We start from the raw sequence: 16,709 nt of genomic DNA, 5'->3' as shown, positions 1-16,709 counted from the left end.
AACTGGGTAGCAGGGGGCGCATGAGGATGCTGCTCGCTGTGCTGTCGACGGCGCTGATCGCGGGATGCGCCGTGGACGCGACCGCCCCGGCCCGCACGGCCGAGCGCTTCCACGCCGCCCTCGCCGCGCACCAGGAGGATGCCGCCTGCGCGCTGCTCTCCCAGCAGACCGCGGAGAAGCTGCCCGACCCCGGCCAGACGTGCGCCGACGCGCTGCGCGAGCTCAAGCTGGGCGCCGCCGGGCCGATCACCTCGGCGCGGGTCTGGGGCGACGACGCCCAGGTACGGCTGGCGGGCGACACCGTCTTCCTGCACCGCTACAGCGGCGGGTGGCGGGTGACGGCCGCGAGCTGCCGTCCGCGGGGCGACCGTCCTTATGACTGTGGGGTGGAGAACTGATGCGGGTGATGTTCACGATCACCCTCGTCGTCATCGCGGCGGGGCTGATCTGGTTCCTCACGACGGGACTGGTCCGTCTATGAAGCAGAAGATCAAGGAAAACGGGCTGTCGCTGGCCTTCCTGGTGATGTTCCTGCTGACACTGGCCGGGCAGGCCATCGCGGGGACCGCACTGTTCAACGACCAGCAGCTGGTCAACGGCGGTGAGCCGGTCTCGCTCCTCAAGTACGTGACCTCCTCGGACTTCGCCGTGGACGTGGCCGAGAACTGGCAGTCCGAATACCTGCAGTTCTTCCTGTTCATCACGATGACGATCTGGCTGGTACAGAAGGGTTCGCCGGAGTCGAAGAAGCCGGAGGAGGCGGGCACCGGGTCGGACGAGGAGCAGCTCGTCGGCCCATACGCGCGGCCCGACTCTCCCGCCTGGGCGAAGGTCGGCGGGATTCGACTCTCGTTGTACAGCAACTCGCTCGGGCTGGTGATGGGGCTCGTCTTCGTACTGTCGTGGCTGGCGCAGTCGGTGGCCGGAGTGGCGTCCTACAACTCCGAGCGGCTGCTCGACCTGCGGGATCCGGTCTCGTGGGGCACCTATGTCACCTCGCCGGAGTTCTGGAACCGGAGCCTGCAGAACTGGCAGTCGGAGCTGCTCGCCGTACTGTCGATGGTCGCGCTGTCGATCTACCTGCGGCAGCGCGGCTCGCCGGAGTCGAAGCCGGTGGGCGCGCCACACGCCTGGACCGGGGTCGAGGGCTGATCGGCCGCCGGGCTCCACGGCTCACCGGTGACAACCGCGACGATGCGGGTGCCCGGCTGGAAGGCGCCCTGCCGGGCCAGGTCGAAGACGCCGTAGAGCATCTTCCCGACATACACCCCCTCGACCCGATATTTCGCGATGAAGTCGTCGAGAAGCGGGGTCGAGCGGGCGTAGCCCCCGAAGTGGTAGTCCAGGTTGACCGACCAGTTCGGCCACACACGCCCGTACGCCTCACGCTGCAGGCGCGCCACCTCATCCTCGAGGAACCCGGCCCCCTTGAGCACCGCGAACCCGATCGCCCGCCGGCCCTCCGGCAGCCCGGCGGCGATCCCGGCCAGGGTGCCGCCGGTGCCGACCGCGCAGCAGATCACGTCGTAGTCGCCGCCGATCTCGCCGGGCAGCTCGGCGCACCCCCGTACGGCCGCCGCGTTGCTGCCCCCCTCGGGCAGGATCGCCACGTCACCCCACTGCTCGCGCAGCGCGGCCTGCACCTCTGGCGTGTGCTTGCGGCGGTATGTCCCCCGGTCGAGATAGGTGAGCCTCATGCCGCAGGACACCGCGTACGCCAGCGACGGGTTGAGCGGCAACCTCTCCTCACCGCGGATCACCCCGATCGTCGCGAACCCGTCGCGGCGCCCGGCCGCCGCGACGGCCCTGATGTGACCGGAGTAGGCGCCGCCGAACGTGAGCACGCGGGGGTGGCCCAGGTTGTACTTGAGCTTGCGCGCCTTGTTGTCGTCGCGGACGAGGAAGACCCGGACCGAGTCGAGCGCCGGATCCACCAACTCCTCCATGGCGCTAGTCTACGGTCGGACCTTTGTTGAGGAGTGTTGGATTATGCGCGTTGTCGATGCTTTCCGGGCCGCCTTCGGGGCCGACCCGCGTACGGTCTGGCACGCGCCCGGCCGTGTCAACCTGATCGGCGAGCACACCGACTACAACGACGGCTTCGTCCTGCCCTTCGCGGTGCCGTGGGGCGTCACGGCGGCCGTCAGCCCGCGTGACGACGCCACGATCCGGCTGCTGTCCCTGCAGTCGACCGGCGACCCGCTGGTGATCACCGACCACGAGGAGTCGCAGGGCTGGAGCCGCTACGTGGTCGGCGTCCTGGCGATGCTGGGCGACCGGGTGCGCGGCGCCGACATCGCCATCGACGGCGACGTGCCCCAGGGCGCCGGGCTGAGTTCGAGCGCCGCGCTGGAGGTGGCCGTCGCCTCGGCCCTCAACGACCTGTACGACCTGGGCATGACGCCCATGGAGCTCGCCCTGCTCAGCCAGCGCGCGGAGAACGACTTCGTCGGCATGCCGTGCGGCATCATGGACCAGGCCGCGTCCGCGCTGAGCGCCGAGGGGCACGCGCTGTTCCTCGACTGCCGCTCGCTCGGCTCCCGCAACATCCCGCTCGACCTGGCCGCGCACGGCCTGACCATCCTCATCATCGACACGCAGGTGCACCACGAGCACGCGGGCGGCGAGTACGCCAAGCGCCGCGCGGAGTGCGAGTCGGCGGCCCGCAAGCTGGGGGTCGCGGCGCTGCGGGATGTCACGGACCTGGCCGGGGCGCTCGACCGGCTGCAGGGCGCCGAGCGCAAGCGCACGATGCACATCGTCACGGAGAACCACCGCGTCGAGGCGCTCATCGGCCTGCTCCGGGCCGGGGCGATCACGGAGATCGGGGCCCTGCTGAACGCCTCCCACCTGTCGCTGCGCGACCAGTACGAGGTGTCGTCGCCGGAGCTGGACCTGGCCGTGGAGGCGTCCCTGCGCGGCGGCGCCCGGGGCGCCCGCATGACGGGGGGCGGCTTCGGCGGCTCGGCGATCGCGCTGGTGCCCGACGAGCGTCTGGAGGACGTGAAGGAGTCGGTGAGCGCGGCTTACGCCGAACGCGCCTGGCAGGCCCCCCGCTTCCTCCCCGCCACCCCGTCTCCGGGTGCGCGGCGTTTGTCCTGACCTCTCTTAAGATCAACATTCTCTGTTACGGCCGGCCCGGTGGGCCCCACCCGCCGACCGGGGCCGGGCCCTGTCCAGGGGAACGCTCCTCCGGTTCCCCGGCTGGCCGCCGCTACGTGCGCACGGACACCATCTGGGTGGTCTTCGGGCACGCGCCTGGCTACAGAGGCGGGAAGTTCGGCAGGCGGCGCTCCAGGAAGCTCGCGACCCCCTCGGTGAAGTCCGGGCGCTCGAACGAGGCGAGCATCTCCTGGGTCGCCGTCTTGGCCGCTTCGTCCAGGGTGACATTCCAGTCGTTCCAGACCTGACGCTTGATGACGGCCATGGAGGCCGGGGAGCTGTGGGTGGCGAGCTCCAGGGCGTACTCCTGGGCGGTGGCGAGCAGCGCGTCCCCCGGGACCGAGCGGTTGGCCAGGCCGAGCTCGTACGCCTCCGCGCCGGTGAAGACCCGCCCCGACAGGAGGATGTCCATCGCTCTCTGCTGACCCATGAGGCGGGGCAGGATCCACGACAGGCCGTATTCGGCGATCAGGCCGCGGCGCGGGAAGGCCGTGGTCCATTTGGCGTCCTCGGCCGTGAAGATCAGGTCGCAGGCCAGCGCGTGGACCATGCCCAGACCCGCGCAGGCGCCGTTGACGGCGGCGATGATCGGCTTGGCGATGGTCGTGGGGAAGGTGTTGGGGCGCGGGTCCGGCCTCTCGTCGTAGTCTCCGGTCTGGATGGCGCTGAGCGTCTGGAAGTCGGCGCCCGAGCAGAAGCCCTTGCCCGCGCCGGTCACCACGATGGCCCGCACGTTCGGGTCCTTCTCGGCATCCTGGAGCAGGTCGAAGTAACACCGGCCCATCGCATCCGTCCAGGCGTTGAGCCGGTCGGGACGGTTGAAGGTCAGGGTGAGCACGCCTTGATCGGCCGAGGAGAGAACGAGTTCCGCCATAGGCCAACAGAATCATATTCTAGTCGTGGAGCGCAAGGCGACCCTCCCGTGCGGTGGAACGCCAGGCGGCCGCCCCGTCAGCCGGTGTGGCGAAGGAACGCAGGACGGCCCTCCGGTCAGCCGGTGTGGTGGACGAAGGCCGGGGTCAGCTGGGGGTTGTCGTAGTAGCGGTGGAAGACGCGGGTGGCGCCGCCGGAGATGGGCGGCACGATCCACGACCAGTCGGCCGGGCACACGCGTCCCGCCTTCTCCTCCCGTCCCAGGTGCGTGAGGAACCGGTTCGACTCCGTGTGGTGGTCGGTCATCGTGACCCCCGCCCGCTCGAACGAGTGCAGCACGGCCACGTTCAGCTGGACCAGCGCGTGGTCCCGCCACAGCGACCGGTCGGAGGCGGTGTTCAGCCCGAGCCGACCGGCGACCACGGGCAGCTGGTCGTAGCGGTCGGTGTCGGCGAGGTTGCGGGCGCCGATCTCCGCCCCCATGTACCAGCCGTTGAAGGGCGCGCACGGATAGCACAGCCCCCCGATCTCCAGGCACATGCTGGAGATGGCCGGCACGGCATGCCAGCGCAGCCCCAGGTCGGCGAACCACGGATGGTCCGGATGTGTGAGGGGCACCTCCAGCACCGCGTCGCCCGGCAGATTGCACAGCAGCCGCTGCCCGCGCCCCGGCTGGATGACCAGCGGCAGCACATCGAACCTGCCACCCTTCCCGCCCCGCCAGCCGAGCCGTCTGACCCGCTCGGTGAAGTCGACGTAGCGGGGATCCCCCACGATCGACCCGTCACGCATGCGATATCCGGCGTACCGGATGAGCTGCTCGTTCAGCACCCGAGGGCCGCGCCGCTCGGGCATGTCCGGCGGGAACACGGTGATCGTCGGCCGGATCTTGCCCTCACCCGTCGCGTCACGCAGATGAGCCACGCACTCGAGGGCCACCCCCTCGGCGCTGGTCACCTGCCGGCGGTCGCGTACCCGTAACGAGCGCCAGTAGAGCCGCCCGATGCAGCGGCTGCTGTTGCGCCAGGCCACCCTGGCACCGAACTGCAGCTCCTCGAAGGTATGGGCATAAGTCCCATGACGGGCGATCTCCTTGGCGACCTCACGCAGACGCGCGTGCACGTCACCCGCGCCGGGATTCTCGGCGTGGAAGAGCCTGATGAAGCGCTCCGCCTCGCGGATGTCGATCGTTCGCTCGATGAGCGTCTGTACGGCGATGGCATCGAAGGGACGTAGGGACCTGATCCAGGTACGCACGCAGTAACCAGCACTTTTCCATCAACGGAGCGCCCCGCCGATTCCGGGTCGGCGGCACCTCCTGGCAGGCAGTGCCCTCTCCACACCGCCTTCACGACGTGCCCGCAGCTCCTGCCATCCTTCACCGTCCGGCAGCCGTTTGTCCCGGCAAATCGAAAATCCCGTGACCTTACGACTACAAAGCGTGAAAGGCGTCAGCCGCCGGGCCGCCGCACCAGGTCGAGCCGCATCGCCACCACCACCGCCGAGGTCCGGTCGGAGACGCCCAGCTTGCCGTACGCCCGCAGCAGATGCGTCTTGACCGTGGCCTCCCCGATGAACAGCCGCCGGCCGATCTCCCCATTGGTCAGCCCCTCCGCGACGAGCTCCAGCACCTGCCGCTCCCGCGCCGACAGGCGCCACCCTTCGGGGCCGCTCTTGTGCCAGGCCGCCAGGCGGGCGGACACCGACGGCGACAGGACGGTCTCGCCGCCCGCCACCGCCCGCACGGCGGCGGCCAGGTCGGCTCGTGACACGTCCTTCAGCAGGTACCCGGCGGCGCCGGCCGACATGGCGCGCTTGATGTCGGCGTCGTTCTCGTACGTGGTCAGCACGATCACCCGGTAACCCGCGCCCAGCCGCCGGATCGCGGTCACGCCGTCGCAGCCCGGCATGCGCAGGTCCATGAGGATCACGTCGGGCCGCAGCCGCGGCGCGACCGCGATCGCCTCTTCCCCCGATCCGGCCTCGCCGACCACCTCCATGTCCGGCTCGGCGACGAGCATCCCACGCAGGCCCTCACGGACCATCGGGTGGTCGTCGACGATCATCACGGCGAGCATGGCAGCTCCACCGTGACCGTCGTGCCCGCCCCGGGAGCCGCCGCCACGGTGACGGTCCCACCTAACCGCGCCACCCGGACCCGCATGGTCCGCAGGCCGTACCCGTCGCGGGTGGTGGACGGCTCGAAACCGTCACCGTCGTCGCTCACCGACAGCCGCACCGCCGCATCCCCGTAGTCCAGCGTCAGCCGCGCGGACCGGGCGCGGGCGTGCTTGCGCACGTTGGCGAGCCCCTCCTGCGCGACCCGCACCAGCACCGCCTCGGCCGTGGCGGGCAACGCGACGGGCTCGCCCCTGACGATCACCTCCACCGGCACCTCGAACCCCTCGCCCAGCCGGCACAACGCCTGTCCCAGTGACGTGCCGTCGAGCGCGGGCGGGCCGAGCGCCGCGATGAGCGCCCTCGTCTCGGCCAGGTTCTCCTTCGCCGTCCGTACGGCCAGCGACACGTGCCGCTCGGCCCCGCGAACGGCCTCGGCGCTCTGGAGGAGCATGATGATGCTCGTGAACCCCTGGGCCAGGGTGTCGTGGATGTCGCCCGCCAGCCGCTCGCGCTCCGCCAGGACCCCGGCCTCCCTGCTGACCTCCGCCAGCTGCGCCCGCGTGCGGTCGAGCTGGTCGATCAGCTCGGCGCGTTCGCGGTTCTGCCGGTACAGCCGGCTGATGAACGTCCCGAGCAGCGCGCTCGCCGACAGTCCCACGATCAGGGCGAGGAGGATCTGCAGCTGGTCCGTCCCGGCCGCCGTCAGCCCGTTGAGCACCGGCGCGGCGAAGAACGCCGCCGTCAGCACCACGGCGTGCCCCACCCGCAGCGACATGAACGCCATCGGCACCAGCGCGGACAGCGCTATCGCCGCCGCCGGCTCCAGCAGTCCGGCCCCGGTGATCAGGACGAGCATGCTCGCCGCGTACCACCAGCTCTCCCGCACCGGGATGGCGTCCGCGCGGACGGCTTTGCGGCCGAACAGGACATAGGAGACAGCCAGCAGGAGCACCGGTCCGACGGCGATGAGCGGGCCGCCGTCCGCCACCATCGCGATGACGGTGGTGATGAGCACCACCGCGAAGTACGCGTCCCAGAACGGATAGGAACGCAGCCAGGCGTTCTCGGCCCGCGCCGCCACGGGGCTCCCCATGATCTGCAGTTTTACCCTCTTATGGCTAGATGTCCACCGATCGGTGGATACCCCGGAGACGCCGGACCCGTGATCGTCATGGTCATGAACAAGCACATCTACCGCACGGTCATGCTCGCCCTGTCGCTCGTCTTCGCCGCGCTGATCGCCATTCTGGCCCTCCTCGGCAGCGGCGCCATCGGCCCGGTCGCGGGGGTCGGCGGCGTCCTGCTGGGCCTCGGCTGGGCGCTCTACGGAGTGCTGACGGGCAAGAGGGACTCCGCGGTCTAGCCACAACGCGAAACCCCCTTCCCGGAGCTCCGGGAAGGGGGTGCGGTGTTGCTCCCGCGATAGGACTCGAACCTATAACCTGCCGGTTAACAGCCGGCTGCTCTGCCGTTGAGCTACGCGGGATCGAACGTTCGCGCTGATCGGCGGGCCTTGCGGGCCGCTCCCCTGGGCGCAGGAATAGATTAGCGCACTCGAGGAGTGCGTGTCGCATCGTCATTCGGGTAGGCCCGGAGACAGCGGAGGTGCAATATGCGTTATCGGATGACATTCGTCATTGGTCTAGCCGTCGGCTATGTCCTGGGCAGCCGGGCCGGCCGCGAACGCTATGAGCAGATCAAACGGGCAGCCCAGCGCGTTGCCGACAGCCCCAGGTTCCAGGAGACCGCGGGCGTGATGGGCGCCCAGCTGTCGAAGGCGGCCGGGGTGGCCAGGTCGAAGGTGGGGGACACACTCCAGCATCGGATCCCGTTCCTCAACGGCCACGACCACCACGACACCGGCACCGGCTGGCCCGGCGAACAGGTCGAGCAGCAGGCCGGTCAGAAGAAGACCGACCAAACCGGCATTCCTTACTGACGCGGATCCAAGCCGGGCCCCGGGCATGAGCACAGGACGAATCACCGCTCATGCCCGGGGCGCACGCGTCCCTAGGGCTCACCGCTCGTGCCCGGGGCACACGCGTCCCCAGGCTCACCACTCATGCCCGGGGCACTCGCGCCCCAGGCTCCTCAGACCCCCATGCTGCGCCGTACGCCCTCAAGGGCCTGTTCGGCCTGTGCGCGTACGCCCGGGTCGTCCGGATCGAGGCCGTCGTCGAAGACGAGGGTCCACCCCAGCACCTCACCACCGGGCCGGCGCCTGGCCACCAGCCGCACGCCGCCGCGGCCGGGCAGGTCCACGTGCTTGTTCACCACGATGGTGGCGTTGACCCGCTCCCGGACCGTCTCGGGCAGCAGCCGCGGCTCCGGCAGCTCCACGCGGTGCCTCTCGCTCGACGTGGTGAGGACGCTCAGCCCCTCCTCGTCCCAGGCGGCCCGGTCGATCGTCTCGTACGGCACGCGGATCCCGCCGGGCAGGTGCAGCGCCAGATTGGTGGCCACCACGTGCCCGTCGCCGGTGGCGGCGAAGGTCAGCACCCGCTCCCCCGGCTCGGTGACCAGGGCCTTGCGGACGTCGGCGGGCAGGCGGCGAAGGAAACTCATTCCTTCACGCTATCGGCGAGCAGGTCGAGGGTGAGCGCGGCACTCCAGGAGAAGTCCCGGCACCCCCGGCCGCTGCCGTCGAACGGGTCGAAGCACTCGCGGAACCCCGCCTGCCTGACCAGGCGGAGCGTGCCGTTGGCCAGTTGCTGGCCGAGCGAGCCGAGCGCGTGGACGTCGGCCGCCCGGCGCAGCAGCCAGTTGGTGTTCACCCAGGACGGGCCGCGCCAGTAGCGGGTGCGGTCGAACTGGGCGGCGCGGATCTCGCAGCTGGGCACCGGATAGCCCGTGGCGCCCATGAACCTGGCCGATTCGAGCACCTCGATGGCCGCGTGGACGCGGTCGCTGGGCAGCTCGGGGTCGAGCAGCGGGCCGAAACCGCCGACCGTGCAGACCCGGATCAACCGGTCGGCCCGTAGGTCGCGGGCGTAGAAGCAGCCGTCCCACAGGCGGTCGAGGAGCGCCTGCCTGATGCGCTGGGCCTGCTCGGCGTGGGGCACCGGGTCGGCGCGGGCCAGTGGCGCCAGCTCGGCCATGGCCTGGCAGGAGGCGAGCCAGATCCCGTTGAACATCGGGTCCTCGATGGCGAACGGGTGCTCGTCGCGCAGGTATTCGGCGCGGTAGCCGGCGTTGCGGTAGCGCAGCGCCAGCCAGACGTAGCGGTCGTGGTCGCTGGCGGGGTGGCGCTCGTCGAGTTCGACGTTGCGGTAGCCGTACCTGATCTCGGGCAGCGCGGCGAGCGGCTGGTCCCAGGCCGGGCTGTCGTCCATGCCCGACTCCCAGGGGTGCACGATCGCGGCGAGCCCCGAGCCGCCCAGGTCGCGCGCGGCGGCCAGGTAGGCGTGCTGGGCGGCCAGCGCCGGAAACGCCCGCCTGACGAAGTCGGCGTCTCCGGTGTGCCGGTAGAGCCACCACAGGGCCAGTGCGTGCAGCGGCGGCGAGGTGAGGCCCGAGGTGAGCACGCGCGGCGCGGCGGCGTGGTCCTGTGAGCGCCAGACCGAAGGGCCCGGGAAGTACGCCTCGGGGGTGTGGAAGACGATGTGCGGCACCATGCCGGTCGCCCACTGACCGGCCAGCAGGCTGAGCAGCTCGGCACGAGCCCGGTCAGGCCGGTGCCTGGCCAGGCCGATCACCACGAACGCCGAGTCCCAGCTCCACTGGTGCGGGTAGAGACCTGGAGCGGGAACGGTGGCGGTTCCCGTCCAGTTCGCCTCGAGCACGGACAGTGCCTCGCGCCCGAGCGCGGCGTCGTCGACCGCGGGCCGCGCCTCCATCAACCCACTATGCGCCGCTAAACCGAAGGAAGCTATTGCGAGAGGAAGCTATCGCGAGAGGAAGCTGTCGCGATAGGAAGCTGTCGCGAAGGAAGCTGCGTCCGGGCCCACTTGGAGACGAGCAGGATGCCGAAGGCCACGGCTCCGATGATGAGTCCCCACTTGAGCAGCGTGAAGAAGAAGCCCACGAGAGGGCCGATGAGGATGAACACGGCGATGATCGCCAGGATTGCGAGAAGTATGCGTCCCATGTCTCTGACGTTACGAGATCGTTTAAGCGGATTGCAGGTAAGACAGGGTTGAATCAGGGACAAGTCAGGGTCTCCCCTACTCTCGGAGCCAACCGGCATACTCCCGGAACCAACCGGTCGGTTTTGCCGTTAAGCCGGTAGACAACGGGGCTGGGGGGCCCTTATCACGGGGAGCGTGATGAGTCTCGGACCACCCATGAGCAGGGAGGGCGCGGAGTACGCGCTGCGCGCCCGAGCCGACGAGCGCGACCGCATCTCCGGCGACCTGCTCGATCTTGAAGCCCACACCACCTACCAGTTACTCAAGGGCGCCTCCTTGAGCGGCCCGACCCAGACGCGCTGGGCCGCCGCCCAGGGCGCGCTCGCCACGCTGTGGGCGCTGTACGACACCTACCGGGGGGTGTTACGCGACGCCGAGCAGGTCAAGGGTCCCCGCGGCCGCCTCGGCGCGGAGCAGCTGGCCACCCTGACCGAGCTGCTGTCGGGCCGCTCGGTGGTGCTGAAGGCCGCCGCCAAGCCCGTCGAGGAACGATCCCTGCTCCCCCAGCCGGACGAGCGGCTCACCCTGGACGAGACCGTCGCCCGGATGGACGCGGCCTTCCAGCAGGCCACGGACGTGCTGACGGAGATCGACGCGGTCTGGTCCGCGGCGTTACCCCGCCTCGACGCCGCCGACGCCGAGCTGCGCGCGGTCGGCGACCTGCGGAGGCAGCTCGGCGAGACCCTTGACCTGACCCGGACGGAGACCGACCTCAAGCGGATGCGGGCCGCCGTACTCGAAGACCCGCTCGGCTCGGCGCCGCCGGAGCACGAGCTGGAGCGCGTCACCCGCCTCCTGGCGAGCACCCGCACGGACCTGGAACGCGCGCTTCAGGTCAGCCAGGAGTACGGCAGGCGGCGCGAGGAGCTGGTGGCCGCGCTGGACCGGGTACGCGCGGCCGAGAGCGAGGCCAGGGTGGCCCACGGCACGGTCGTGGTGAAGATAGCCCTGCCGCCGCAGGCACAGCCGCGGAGCAAGGTGGACGCGCTGGCCAGCGAGCTGGACGCGCTCGACGCCGCACCCGGCACCTGGCTCGACCGGGCCGGGCGGCTGACGGCCCTGGAGCAGGGCGTCCAGCAGGCCGCCCAGCAGGCACAGGCCACGGCGAAGGCGCTCCTGGGGCTGCTCGGCAGGCGTGACGAGCTCCGCGGGCTGCTCGGCGCGTGCCAGGCGATGGCCGTGCGCAAGGGCCTGGCGGAGGACCCGAGTGTCACCGAGCTGTACGAGCGGGCGCGGCTGCTGCTGTGGAGCGCTCCCTGCGATCTGACGAAGGCGGCACAAGCCGTCGACCTGTATCAGCGTGCGATCCACGGAGGTGGCCGATGACCCGATGCGCCCAGCCAGGCTGTACGGGCACGATCGAAGATGGCTACTGCGACCTGTGCGGGCACGCGGCCACGGCCGCCGCGCCCGTCCCGGCTCCGGCGACCGGGACGGCGTCGAGTCCCTCGGCCTCCCCTGACACCCGGCCGGTGAGCAGGCAGATGACCGGGCCGCTGAGCAGCGGCCGGTCGCGGGCCGGCGTGCTGGGCGAGCTCGCCGACCTGCCGTCGGTGCCCTACCGGGACCCGGCCACCGCGATCATGGCCAATCCCATGGTGCCCGAGGAGAAGCGGTTCTGCGCCAACCCGGCGTGCGGCGAGCCGGTCGGCCGCTCCAGGCAGGGGCGCGCCGGGCTGCCCGACGGGTTCTGCCCGCACTGCCGTACCTCGTTCTCCTTCACCCCGAAGCTGGCCAAGGACGACCTGGTGGCCGGCCAGTACCGGGTGCTGGGCTGCCTGGCGCACGGCGGTCTCGGCTGGATCTACCTGGCCGCCGACGAGAACCTCGACGGCCGCTGGGTGGTGCTCAAGGGCCTGCTGAACACCGCCGACGCCGAGGCGCTGGCGGCGGCCGAGGCCGAGCGGAAGTTCCTCACCACGGTCGACCACCCGAACATCGTCAAGATCATCAACTTCCAGCGCTCCGCCGGCCTCGGCTACATCGTCATGGAGTACGTCGGCGGCCAGTCGCTGCACGAGCTGCGCCGCCAGGGGCCGCTGCCGCTGCGCGAGACGCTCATGTACGGGCGGGAGATCCTGCGCGCGTTCAGCTACCTGCACGAGCACGACCTGGTCTACTGCGACCTCAAGCCGGCCAACGTGATCAGGGTCGGCAAGCGGCTCAAGCTCATCGACCTGGGCGCGGTCCAGCGCGTCGGCTCGCCGCCGGGCACGTCCTGGGCCACGGTCGGCTACCACGCGCCGGAGCTGGAGACCCAGCCCTCGTCCGTCGCCTCCGACCTCTACACGGTGGCCAGGACGCTGGCGGTGCTGACCATCCCGTCGTTCAGCCCGGCCAAGGGCGGCGTGGAGAACCCGCTGCCGGCGGATTGCGGCAACGAGTCGTTCGCGCGGTTACTGCGCCGGGCGACCGCCCCCGATCCCGCCGCCAGGTTCCAGAGCGCGTTGGAGATGGAGGAGCAGCTCGTCGGCGTGCTGCGCGAGATCAGCGCGCTGGCGGAGGGCGTTCCGTACCCGGCGCAGTCCGCGCTGTTCGGGCCCGAGCGGCTCGCGGCGGGGGCGGCGCTGGCCGCCGACCGCGGGCGGGTGTTCGCCGGGCTGGACCCGCTGGAGGCGGCGGCCGCGCTACCGGTGCCACTGGCCGACCCGGCCGACCCGGCGGCGGGCGCGCTGGCCGGCCTGGTGGGCCGCGATCCCGACGTGCTGGTCAGCCAGGTCGAGGGGATGGCGCGGACGCCCGAGACGCTGCTGACCAAGGCCCGGCTGCTCGCCGAGCAGGGCTCGGACCAGGCGCTCCACGCTCTGGACGAGGCCGGGCGGACGCTGCCCGGCGACTGGCGGGTGACCTGGTACCGGGCGGTCCACCTGCTGGCCTCGGGGCAGGCCGACCGGGCGGCGCAGATCTTCGACGAGTGCTTCTCGCTGCTGCCCGGCGAGTGCGCGCCCAAGCTGGGGCTGGCGTTCGCGCTGGAGTGCATGAACGGCGACCCGGTCCGCTGGTACGAGAGCGTGTGGCGGACCGACCACTCCTACGTGAGCGCCGCGTTCGGGCTGGCCAGGGCGGGCCGGATCGCGGTGCTCGACGAGGTGCCGACCACGTCCAGCCACCGGGTGGCGGCGCAGCTCGCGATCGTGGCCGCGGTGGCCAGAGCGACGGGGGCGGCCGATCCGGGCAAGCCGAACGAGCTGTCGGCCGCGGCCGACCGCCTCGACGACCTCACCGACCTCGACCCGCGCCGCCGCGAGCTGCTCACCGCCGAGCTCCTGGAGAGCGCGCTGACCTGGCTCGACGCCGGCAAACCGCCGGGCGGCCTGAAGCTGGCGGGCGCCGAGTTCACCGAGCCCGGCGTGCGCAAGCGGCTGGAAGGCATCTTCCGCCGCCTGGCCGTGGCCGCGAGCTCCCGCCAGGAGCGCCAGGCCCTCGTCGACCAGGCCAACGCGGTCCGTCCCCGGACGTGGGTGTGATGGGCGAGACCGCCGTTCCGAAGACGGAGGTCCGGTGCCCGGTCTGCGAGGCCCCCGTGCTCGCCGGCGACTCCTTCTGCGAGGCATGCGGACATCCGCTCGGAGCCCCTACCTGTACCTCCTGCGGCGCTCCCGCCGTGGACGCGGACGGCTACTGCGAGCGGTGCGGCCTGCGCCAGCCCACCGGCCGCGACCACGCGGAGCTCGAACTCGACGGCGGCACGGCGGGCGTCACTGACAGGGGCCTGCGCCGCAGCCGCAACGAGGACGCCATGGCGCTGCTGGCCACGGGCACCCAGACCGTGGTCGTCGTCTGCGACGGCGTGGGCAGCTCGCCGCGTGCGGACGAGGCGTCGGCGGCCGCGGTGGAGACGGCCTCGGCCGCCCTGGCCAGGGGCGTCTCCACCGAGGAGGCGTTCGGCCTGGCCAGCCGGGCCGTGGGCAAGCTGGCCACCTCCGTGGACGACGCTCCCGCCTGCACCTACGTCTCGGCGGTCGTCGAAGGCGGCCGGATCACGCTCGCCTGGGCGGGGGACTCCCGCGCGTACTGGCTGTCCACCGGCCCTCGACCGACCAAGACCGACCCTTCCGCCGACACCCAACCGGTCGCGACCGACCCTCCCACCGTCACCCGGCCGGTCGAGGCCGAGGCGAGCACCGACACCCGGCCGGTCGGAGTCGTTCCGGCCGCCGCTATCCGGCCCGCCGTGACCGGTCAGGTCGTCGGCACCCAGTTGACCGAGGACGACGCCGCGCCGACGGGTGAGATCACCGCCTGGCTCGGCGCCGACTACGGCGACGTGCGCCCGCACGTCCGCGTACTGGAGCCGGAGACCCCGGGCCTGCTGCTCGTGTGCAGCGACGGCCTGTGGCGCTACCTCGACGGCTACACCTTCCCTTCCACCGGCAGCCCTCTGGACATGGCCCGCGCGATGCTGCGGCACGCGCTCGACTCCGGCGGGCAAGACAACGTGACCATCGTCCTGATCCCTCTAGGAGACGCACATGGGTGACCAGCCCACCTTCACCCTGCACATCGACCAGAACAAGTACCTCCCGATCGATGGACGTGAGGTGCACGCCATCCTCACGATCAACTCCACCGGCACGGTGACCACCGAGTCCGCCACCCCGGCCGAGGCCGCCGAAGTGATCATCATCGACACCTCCGGCTCAATGAGCGGCGGCAAGATCAGGGAGGCCAGGGCCGCCGCCGCGACGGCCGTGCAGACCCTGCGCGACGGCGTGCACGTCGCGGTCATCGCCGGCACCGACCGGGCCCGCGTCGTCTACCCGAACGGCCCCCAGCTGGTCAGGGCCAGTGCGGCCACCCGGGCCGAGGCGCAGCGGGCCATCGGCAAGCTCTCGGCCGGCGGCGGCACCTCGATCGGCCAGTGGCTGCAACTGGCGGCCCAGATGCTGTCGGCCCACCCGAACGCGATCAGGCACGCCATCCTGATGACCGACGGCCAGAACAACGAGCGCGCCGACGTGTTCGCCGCCGCGCTGGCCCGCTGCGAGGGCGCGTTCGTCTGCGACAGCCTCGGCGTCGGCGACGACTGGGTGCCCGCCGAGCTGCGCAAGGTCGCCGAAGCACTGCTCGGTACGTTTGACTTCGTCCGCAACCAGGGTGACCTGGCCGACTTCTTCCGCAACCTCACCCAGACCTCGATGAGCAAGACCGTGGCCGAGCTGGTGATGCGGGTGTGGGTGCCGCAGACGGCCACGCTCAAGTGGGTCAAGCAGGTCTCCCCCACGCTGCTCGACCTGACCGGCAAGCGCACCGACGTGAATCCGCTGACCGGCGACTACCCGACCGGCTCGTGGGGCGCCGAGGACCGCGAGTACCACCTGTGCGTCGAGGTGCCGCCCGGCCAGATCGGCAGCGAGATCCGCGCGGGCTGGGTGAAGCTGCTCCGTCCCGACACCCAGGAGGTCTTCGCCAGCGGCAACGTGCTCGCCCAGTGGACCGACGACCTGGCCCAGTCCACCCGGATCAACGGGAAGGTCGCCCACTACACCGGCCAGGCCGAGCTGCACGAGCTGATCCAGGACGGGCTGAGCGCCCGCGCGGCCGGCGACGTCGACACCGCGACGGCCCGCCTGGCCAAGGCCAAACAGCTCGCCGTCGACTCGGGACGCGAGGACACGGCCCGGCTGCTCGACAAGGTCGTCGAGGTGGATCCGGCCTCCGGCACCGCCCGGCTGCGCAAGAACGTCGACAAGGCCGACGCGATCGAGCTCGACACCGGCTCGGTGCGTACCAGCAAGCTGCGCAAGAACGGGGAGGGCAGCTGATGGCGACCTGCCCCCAGGGCCACACGTCGGGTGACGACGAATACTGCGACGTCTGCGGCCTCCAGCTGGCCGCCTCCCCGCCACCGGTCACGTCGTCCGCCGCACCGGCCGGTGCCGGCACCGGCGCCGGCGCCGCGGTGGAGAGCTGTCCCGTCTGCCAGACGCCGCGTGCCGGGCAGTTCTGCGAGGTGTGCGGCCACGACTACTCCGGCGCCGCGCCCTCCATGGCGCCGCCGGTGGCCGGAGCGCGCTGGGAGGCGGTCACCGCCGCCGACCGCGCCTACTACGAGCAGGTGATCGCCGAGGGCGGCCCCGATGCCGACGCCGTCGCGTTCCCGCCGTACTGCCCCGAACGGTCCTTCGCGCTGTCCGGCGAGCAGGTGCGCATCGGCCGCCGCCGCCGGGGCCGTGACCTGCGGCCGGAGATCGACCTGACCGGGCCGCCCGAAGACCCCGGCGTGTCCCATCTGCACGCCGTGCTGCTCGCCGCGCACGATGGCTCGTGGACGCTCGTCGACCCCGGCTCCGCCAACGGCACCCAGGTCAACGGCAGGCCGGTCACGGTCAACGTGCCGGTCCGGGTGGGCGCGGGCGACCGCATCCACGTCGGCGCGTGGACCGTCATCACGATCCGCGAAGGCACGCCATGACCGGCGAGGGG

The 16,709-nt window shown here is 71.4% G+C and carries 18 protein-coding genes and 1 tRNA gene; 10 read left to right on the top strand and 9 right to left on the bottom strand.

Annotation, left to right across the window (positions count from 1 at the left end; genetic code table 11):
* Positions 1 to 20: 20 nt before the first annotated feature.
* Complete coding sequence (locus LDL49_RS11055) at positions 21 to 398, top strand: hypothetical protein (protein ID WP_225290875.1); 378 nt, start codon at positions 21 to 23, stop codon at positions 396 to 398.
* Between the two features lie 79 nt (positions 399 to 477).
* Positions 478 to 1,152 (top strand): DUF6766 family protein, encoded by a 675-nt coding sequence (locus LDL49_RS11050; protein WP_225290874.1) that lies wholly within the window; start codon positions 478 to 480, stop codon positions 1,150 to 1,152.
* Here LDL49_RS11050 and LDL49_RS11045 read toward each other — a convergent pair.
* Entirely contained in the window at positions 1,077 to 1,946 is an 870-nt protein-coding gene (locus tag LDL49_RS11045; protein WP_225290873.1) for a 1-aminocyclopropane-1-carboxylate deaminase/D-cysteine desulfhydrase, read from the bottom strand. The genes LDL49_RS11050 and LDL49_RS11045 overlap by 76 nt on opposite strands.
* A 43-nt stretch (positions 1,947 to 1,989) precedes the next feature.
* Here LDL49_RS11045 and galK point away from each other — a divergent pair, with 43 nt between their 5' ends.
* Positions 1,990 to 3,102 (top strand): galactokinase, encoded by a 1,113-nt coding sequence (gene galK, locus LDL49_RS11040; protein WP_225290872.1) that lies wholly within the window; start codon positions 1,990 to 1,992, stop codon positions 3,100 to 3,102.
* A 160-nt stretch (positions 3,103 to 3,262) separates the two neighbouring features.
* On the opposite strand, the gene LDL49_RS11035 is transcribed toward galK, so the two are convergent.
* The 4 genes from LDL49_RS11035 to LDL49_RS11020 form a co-directional block, all read right to left on the bottom strand.
* The gene (locus tag LDL49_RS11035) at positions 3,263 to 4,036 is read right to left on the bottom strand and encodes an enoyl-CoA hydratase-related protein (protein ID WP_225290871.1); all 774 of its coding nucleotides are present in this window, start codon (positions 4,034 to 4,036) and stop codon (positions 3,263 to 3,265) included.
* Between the two features lie 116 nt (positions 4,037 to 4,152).
* A complete protein-coding gene (locus LDL49_RS11030; RefSeq protein ID WP_225290870.1) occupies positions 4,153 to 5,292 on the bottom strand; it encodes a nitric oxide synthase oxygenase in 1,140 nt (379 codons plus the stop codon).
* A gap of 194 nt (positions 5,293 to 5,486) precedes the next feature.
* Positions 5,487 to 6,113: a response regulator gene (locus LDL49_RS11025; protein WP_225290869.1), complete on the bottom strand. Its 627-nt coding sequence runs from the start codon at positions 6,111 to 6,113 to the stop codon at positions 5,487 to 5,489.
* Entirely contained in the window at positions 6,101 to 7,249 is a 1,149-nt protein-coding gene (locus LDL49_RS11020; protein ID WP_225290868.1) for a sensor histidine kinase, read from the bottom strand. The genes LDL49_RS11025 and LDL49_RS11020 overlap by 13 nt, the downstream gene beginning before the upstream one ends.
* Positions 7,250 to 7,333: 84 nt before the next feature.
* On the opposite strand from LDL49_RS11020, the gene LDL49_RS11015 reads away from it, so the two are divergent.
* Positions 7,334 to 7,519 carry a hypothetical protein gene (locus LDL49_RS11015; protein WP_225290867.1) on the top strand — a complete coding sequence of 62 codons (186 nt, stop codon included), beginning with the start codon at positions 7,334 to 7,336 and terminating at the stop codon, positions 7,517 to 7,519.
* A 51-nt stretch (positions 7,520 to 7,570) separates the two neighbouring features.
* Here LDL49_RS11015 and LDL49_RS11010 read toward each other — a convergent pair.
* Positions 7,571 to 7,642 (bottom strand) — tRNA-Asn (locus tag LDL49_RS11010).
* Between the two features lie 126 nt (positions 7,643 to 7,768).
* On the opposite strand from LDL49_RS11010, the gene LDL49_RS11005 reads away from it, so the two are divergent.
* Positions 7,769 to 8,095, top strand: coding sequence for a YtxH domain-containing protein (locus LDL49_RS11005; RefSeq protein ID WP_225290866.1), 327 nt, complete (start codon positions 7,769 to 7,771; stop codon positions 8,093 to 8,095).
* Between the two features lie 152 nt (positions 8,096 to 8,247).
* Here the strand turns inward: LDL49_RS11005 and LDL49_RS11000 are convergent, their stop codons facing one another.
* From LDL49_RS11000 to LDL49_RS10990, 3 genes are read right to left on the bottom strand one after another with little or no spacing between them, the layout of a single operon-like run.
* A complete protein-coding gene (locus tag LDL49_RS11000; RefSeq protein WP_225290865.1) occupies positions 8,248 to 8,721 on the bottom strand; it encodes a hypothetical protein in 474 nt (157 codons plus the stop codon).
* Entirely contained in the window at positions 8,718 to 9,992 is a 1,275-nt protein-coding gene (locus LDL49_RS10995) for an amylo-alpha-1,6-glucosidase (protein ID WP_225290864.1), read from the bottom strand. Before LDL49_RS10995 ends, LDL49_RS11000 begins: the two co-directional genes overlap by 4 nt.
* A 32-nt stretch (positions 9,993 to 10,024) precedes the next feature.
* Positions 10,025 to 10,243, bottom strand: coding sequence for a hypothetical protein (locus LDL49_RS10990; protein ID WP_225290863.1), 219 nt, complete (start codon positions 10,241 to 10,243; stop codon positions 10,025 to 10,027).
* Positions 10,244 to 10,421: 178 nt separating this feature from the next.
* Here LDL49_RS10990 and LDL49_RS10985 point away from each other — a divergent pair, with 178 nt between their 5' ends.
* Genes LDL49_RS10985 through LDL49_RS10965 form a run of 5 tightly spaced genes read left to right on the top strand, consistent with a single transcriptional unit; the run spans position 10,422 to position 16,698 of the window.
* Positions 10,422 to 11,609, top strand: a complete 1,188-nt coding sequence (locus tag LDL49_RS10985; RefSeq protein ID WP_225290862.1) for a hypothetical protein — start codon at positions 10,422 to 10,424, stop codon at positions 11,607 to 11,609.
* Positions 11,606 to 13,750 (top strand): serine/threonine-protein kinase, encoded by a 2,145-nt coding sequence (locus tag LDL49_RS10980; protein ID WP_225290861.1) that lies wholly within the window; start codon positions 11,606 to 11,608, stop codon positions 13,748 to 13,750. Before LDL49_RS10985 ends, LDL49_RS10980 begins: the two co-directional genes overlap by 4 nt.
* Positions 13,750 to 14,763, top strand: a complete 1,014-nt coding sequence (locus tag LDL49_RS10975) for a PP2C family protein-serine/threonine phosphatase (protein WP_225290860.1) — start codon at positions 13,750 to 13,752, stop codon at positions 14,761 to 14,763. Before LDL49_RS10980 ends, LDL49_RS10975 begins: the two co-directional genes overlap by 1 nt.
* Entirely contained in the window at positions 14,756 to 16,048 is a 1,293-nt protein-coding gene (locus tag LDL49_RS10970; RefSeq protein WP_225290859.1) for a vWA domain-containing protein, read from the top strand. The genes LDL49_RS10975 and LDL49_RS10970 overlap by 8 nt, the downstream gene beginning before the upstream one ends.
* Positions 16,048 to 16,698 (top strand): FHA domain-containing protein, encoded by a 651-nt coding sequence (locus LDL49_RS10965; protein ID WP_225290858.1) that lies wholly within the window; start codon positions 16,048 to 16,050, stop codon positions 16,696 to 16,698. Before LDL49_RS10970 ends, LDL49_RS10965 begins: the two co-directional genes overlap by 1 nt.
* The last annotated feature ends 11 nt before the right edge of the window (positions 16,699 to 16,709 follow it).

It is taken from the genome of Nonomuraea aurantiaca, from assembly GCF_020215705.1.
Classification (GTDB): domain Bacteria; phylum Actinomycetota; class Actinomycetes; order Streptosporangiales; family Streptosporangiaceae; genus Nonomuraea; species Nonomuraea aurantiaca.
Note: the sequence above shows the minus strand (reverse complement) of the source record. Positions and strands in the feature narration are given on the sequence as shown.

Coding starts and splice junctions, on each gene's coding strand:
- LDL49_RS11005 (WP_225290866.1), top strand. CDS start 7,769: ATGCGTTATCGGATGACATTCGTCATTGGTCTAGCCGTCGGCTATGTC.
- LDL49_RS11035 (WP_225290871.1), bottom strand. CDS start 4,036: ATGGCGGAACTCGTTCTCTCCTCGGCCGATCAAGGCGTGCTCACCCTG.
- LDL49_RS10970 (WP_225290859.1), top strand. CDS start 14,756: ATGGGTGACCAGCCCACCTTCACCCTGCACATCGACCAGAACAAGTAC.
- LDL49_RS10995 (WP_225290864.1), bottom strand. CDS start 9,992: ATGGAGGCGCGGCCCGCGGTCGACGACGCCGCGCTCGGGCGCGAGGCA.
- galK (WP_225290872.1), top strand. CDS start 1,990: ATGCGCGTTGTCGATGCTTTCCGGGCCGCCTTCGGGGCCGACCCGCGT.
- LDL49_RS11025 (WP_225290869.1), bottom strand. CDS start 6,113: ATGCTCGCCGTGATGATCGTCGACGACCACCCGATGGTCCGTGAGGGC.
- LDL49_RS11045 (WP_225290873.1), bottom strand. CDS start 1,946: ATGGAGGAGTTGGTGGATCCGGCGCTCGACTCGGTCCGGGTCTTCCTC.
- LDL49_RS10975 (WP_225290860.1), top strand. CDS start 13,750: ATGGGCGAGACCGCCGTTCCGAAGACGGAGGTCCGGTGCCCGGTCTGC.
- LDL49_RS11015 (WP_225290867.1), top strand. CDS start 7,334: ATGAACAAGCACATCTACCGCACGGTCATGCTCGCCCTGTCGCTCGTC.
- LDL49_RS10990 (WP_225290863.1), bottom strand. CDS start 10,243: ATGGGACGCATACTTCTCGCAATCCTGGCGATCATCGCCGTGTTCATC.
- LDL49_RS10985 (WP_225290862.1), top strand. CDS start 10,422: ATGAGTCTCGGACCACCCATGAGCAGGGAGGGCGCGGAGTACGCGCTG.
- LDL49_RS10980 (WP_225290861.1), top strand. CDS start 11,606: ATGACCCGATGCGCCCAGCCAGGCTGTACGGGCACGATCGAAGATGGC.
- LDL49_RS11055 (WP_225290875.1), top strand. CDS start 21: ATGAGGATGCTGCTCGCTGTGCTGTCGACGGCGCTGATCGCGGGATGC.
- LDL49_RS10965 (WP_225290858.1), top strand. CDS start 16,048: ATGGCGACCTGCCCCCAGGGCCACACGTCGGGTGACGACGAATACTGC.
- LDL49_RS11020 (WP_225290868.1), bottom strand. CDS start 7,249: ATGGGGAGCCCCGTGGCGGCGCGGGCCGAGAACGCCTGGCTGCGTTCC.
- LDL49_RS11050 (WP_225290874.1), top strand. CDS start 478: ATGAAGCAGAAGATCAAGGAAAACGGGCTGTCGCTGGCCTTCCTGGTG.
- LDL49_RS11000 (WP_225290865.1), bottom strand. CDS start 8,721: ATGAGTTTCCTTCGCCGCCTGCCCGCCGACGTCCGCAAGGCCCTGGTC.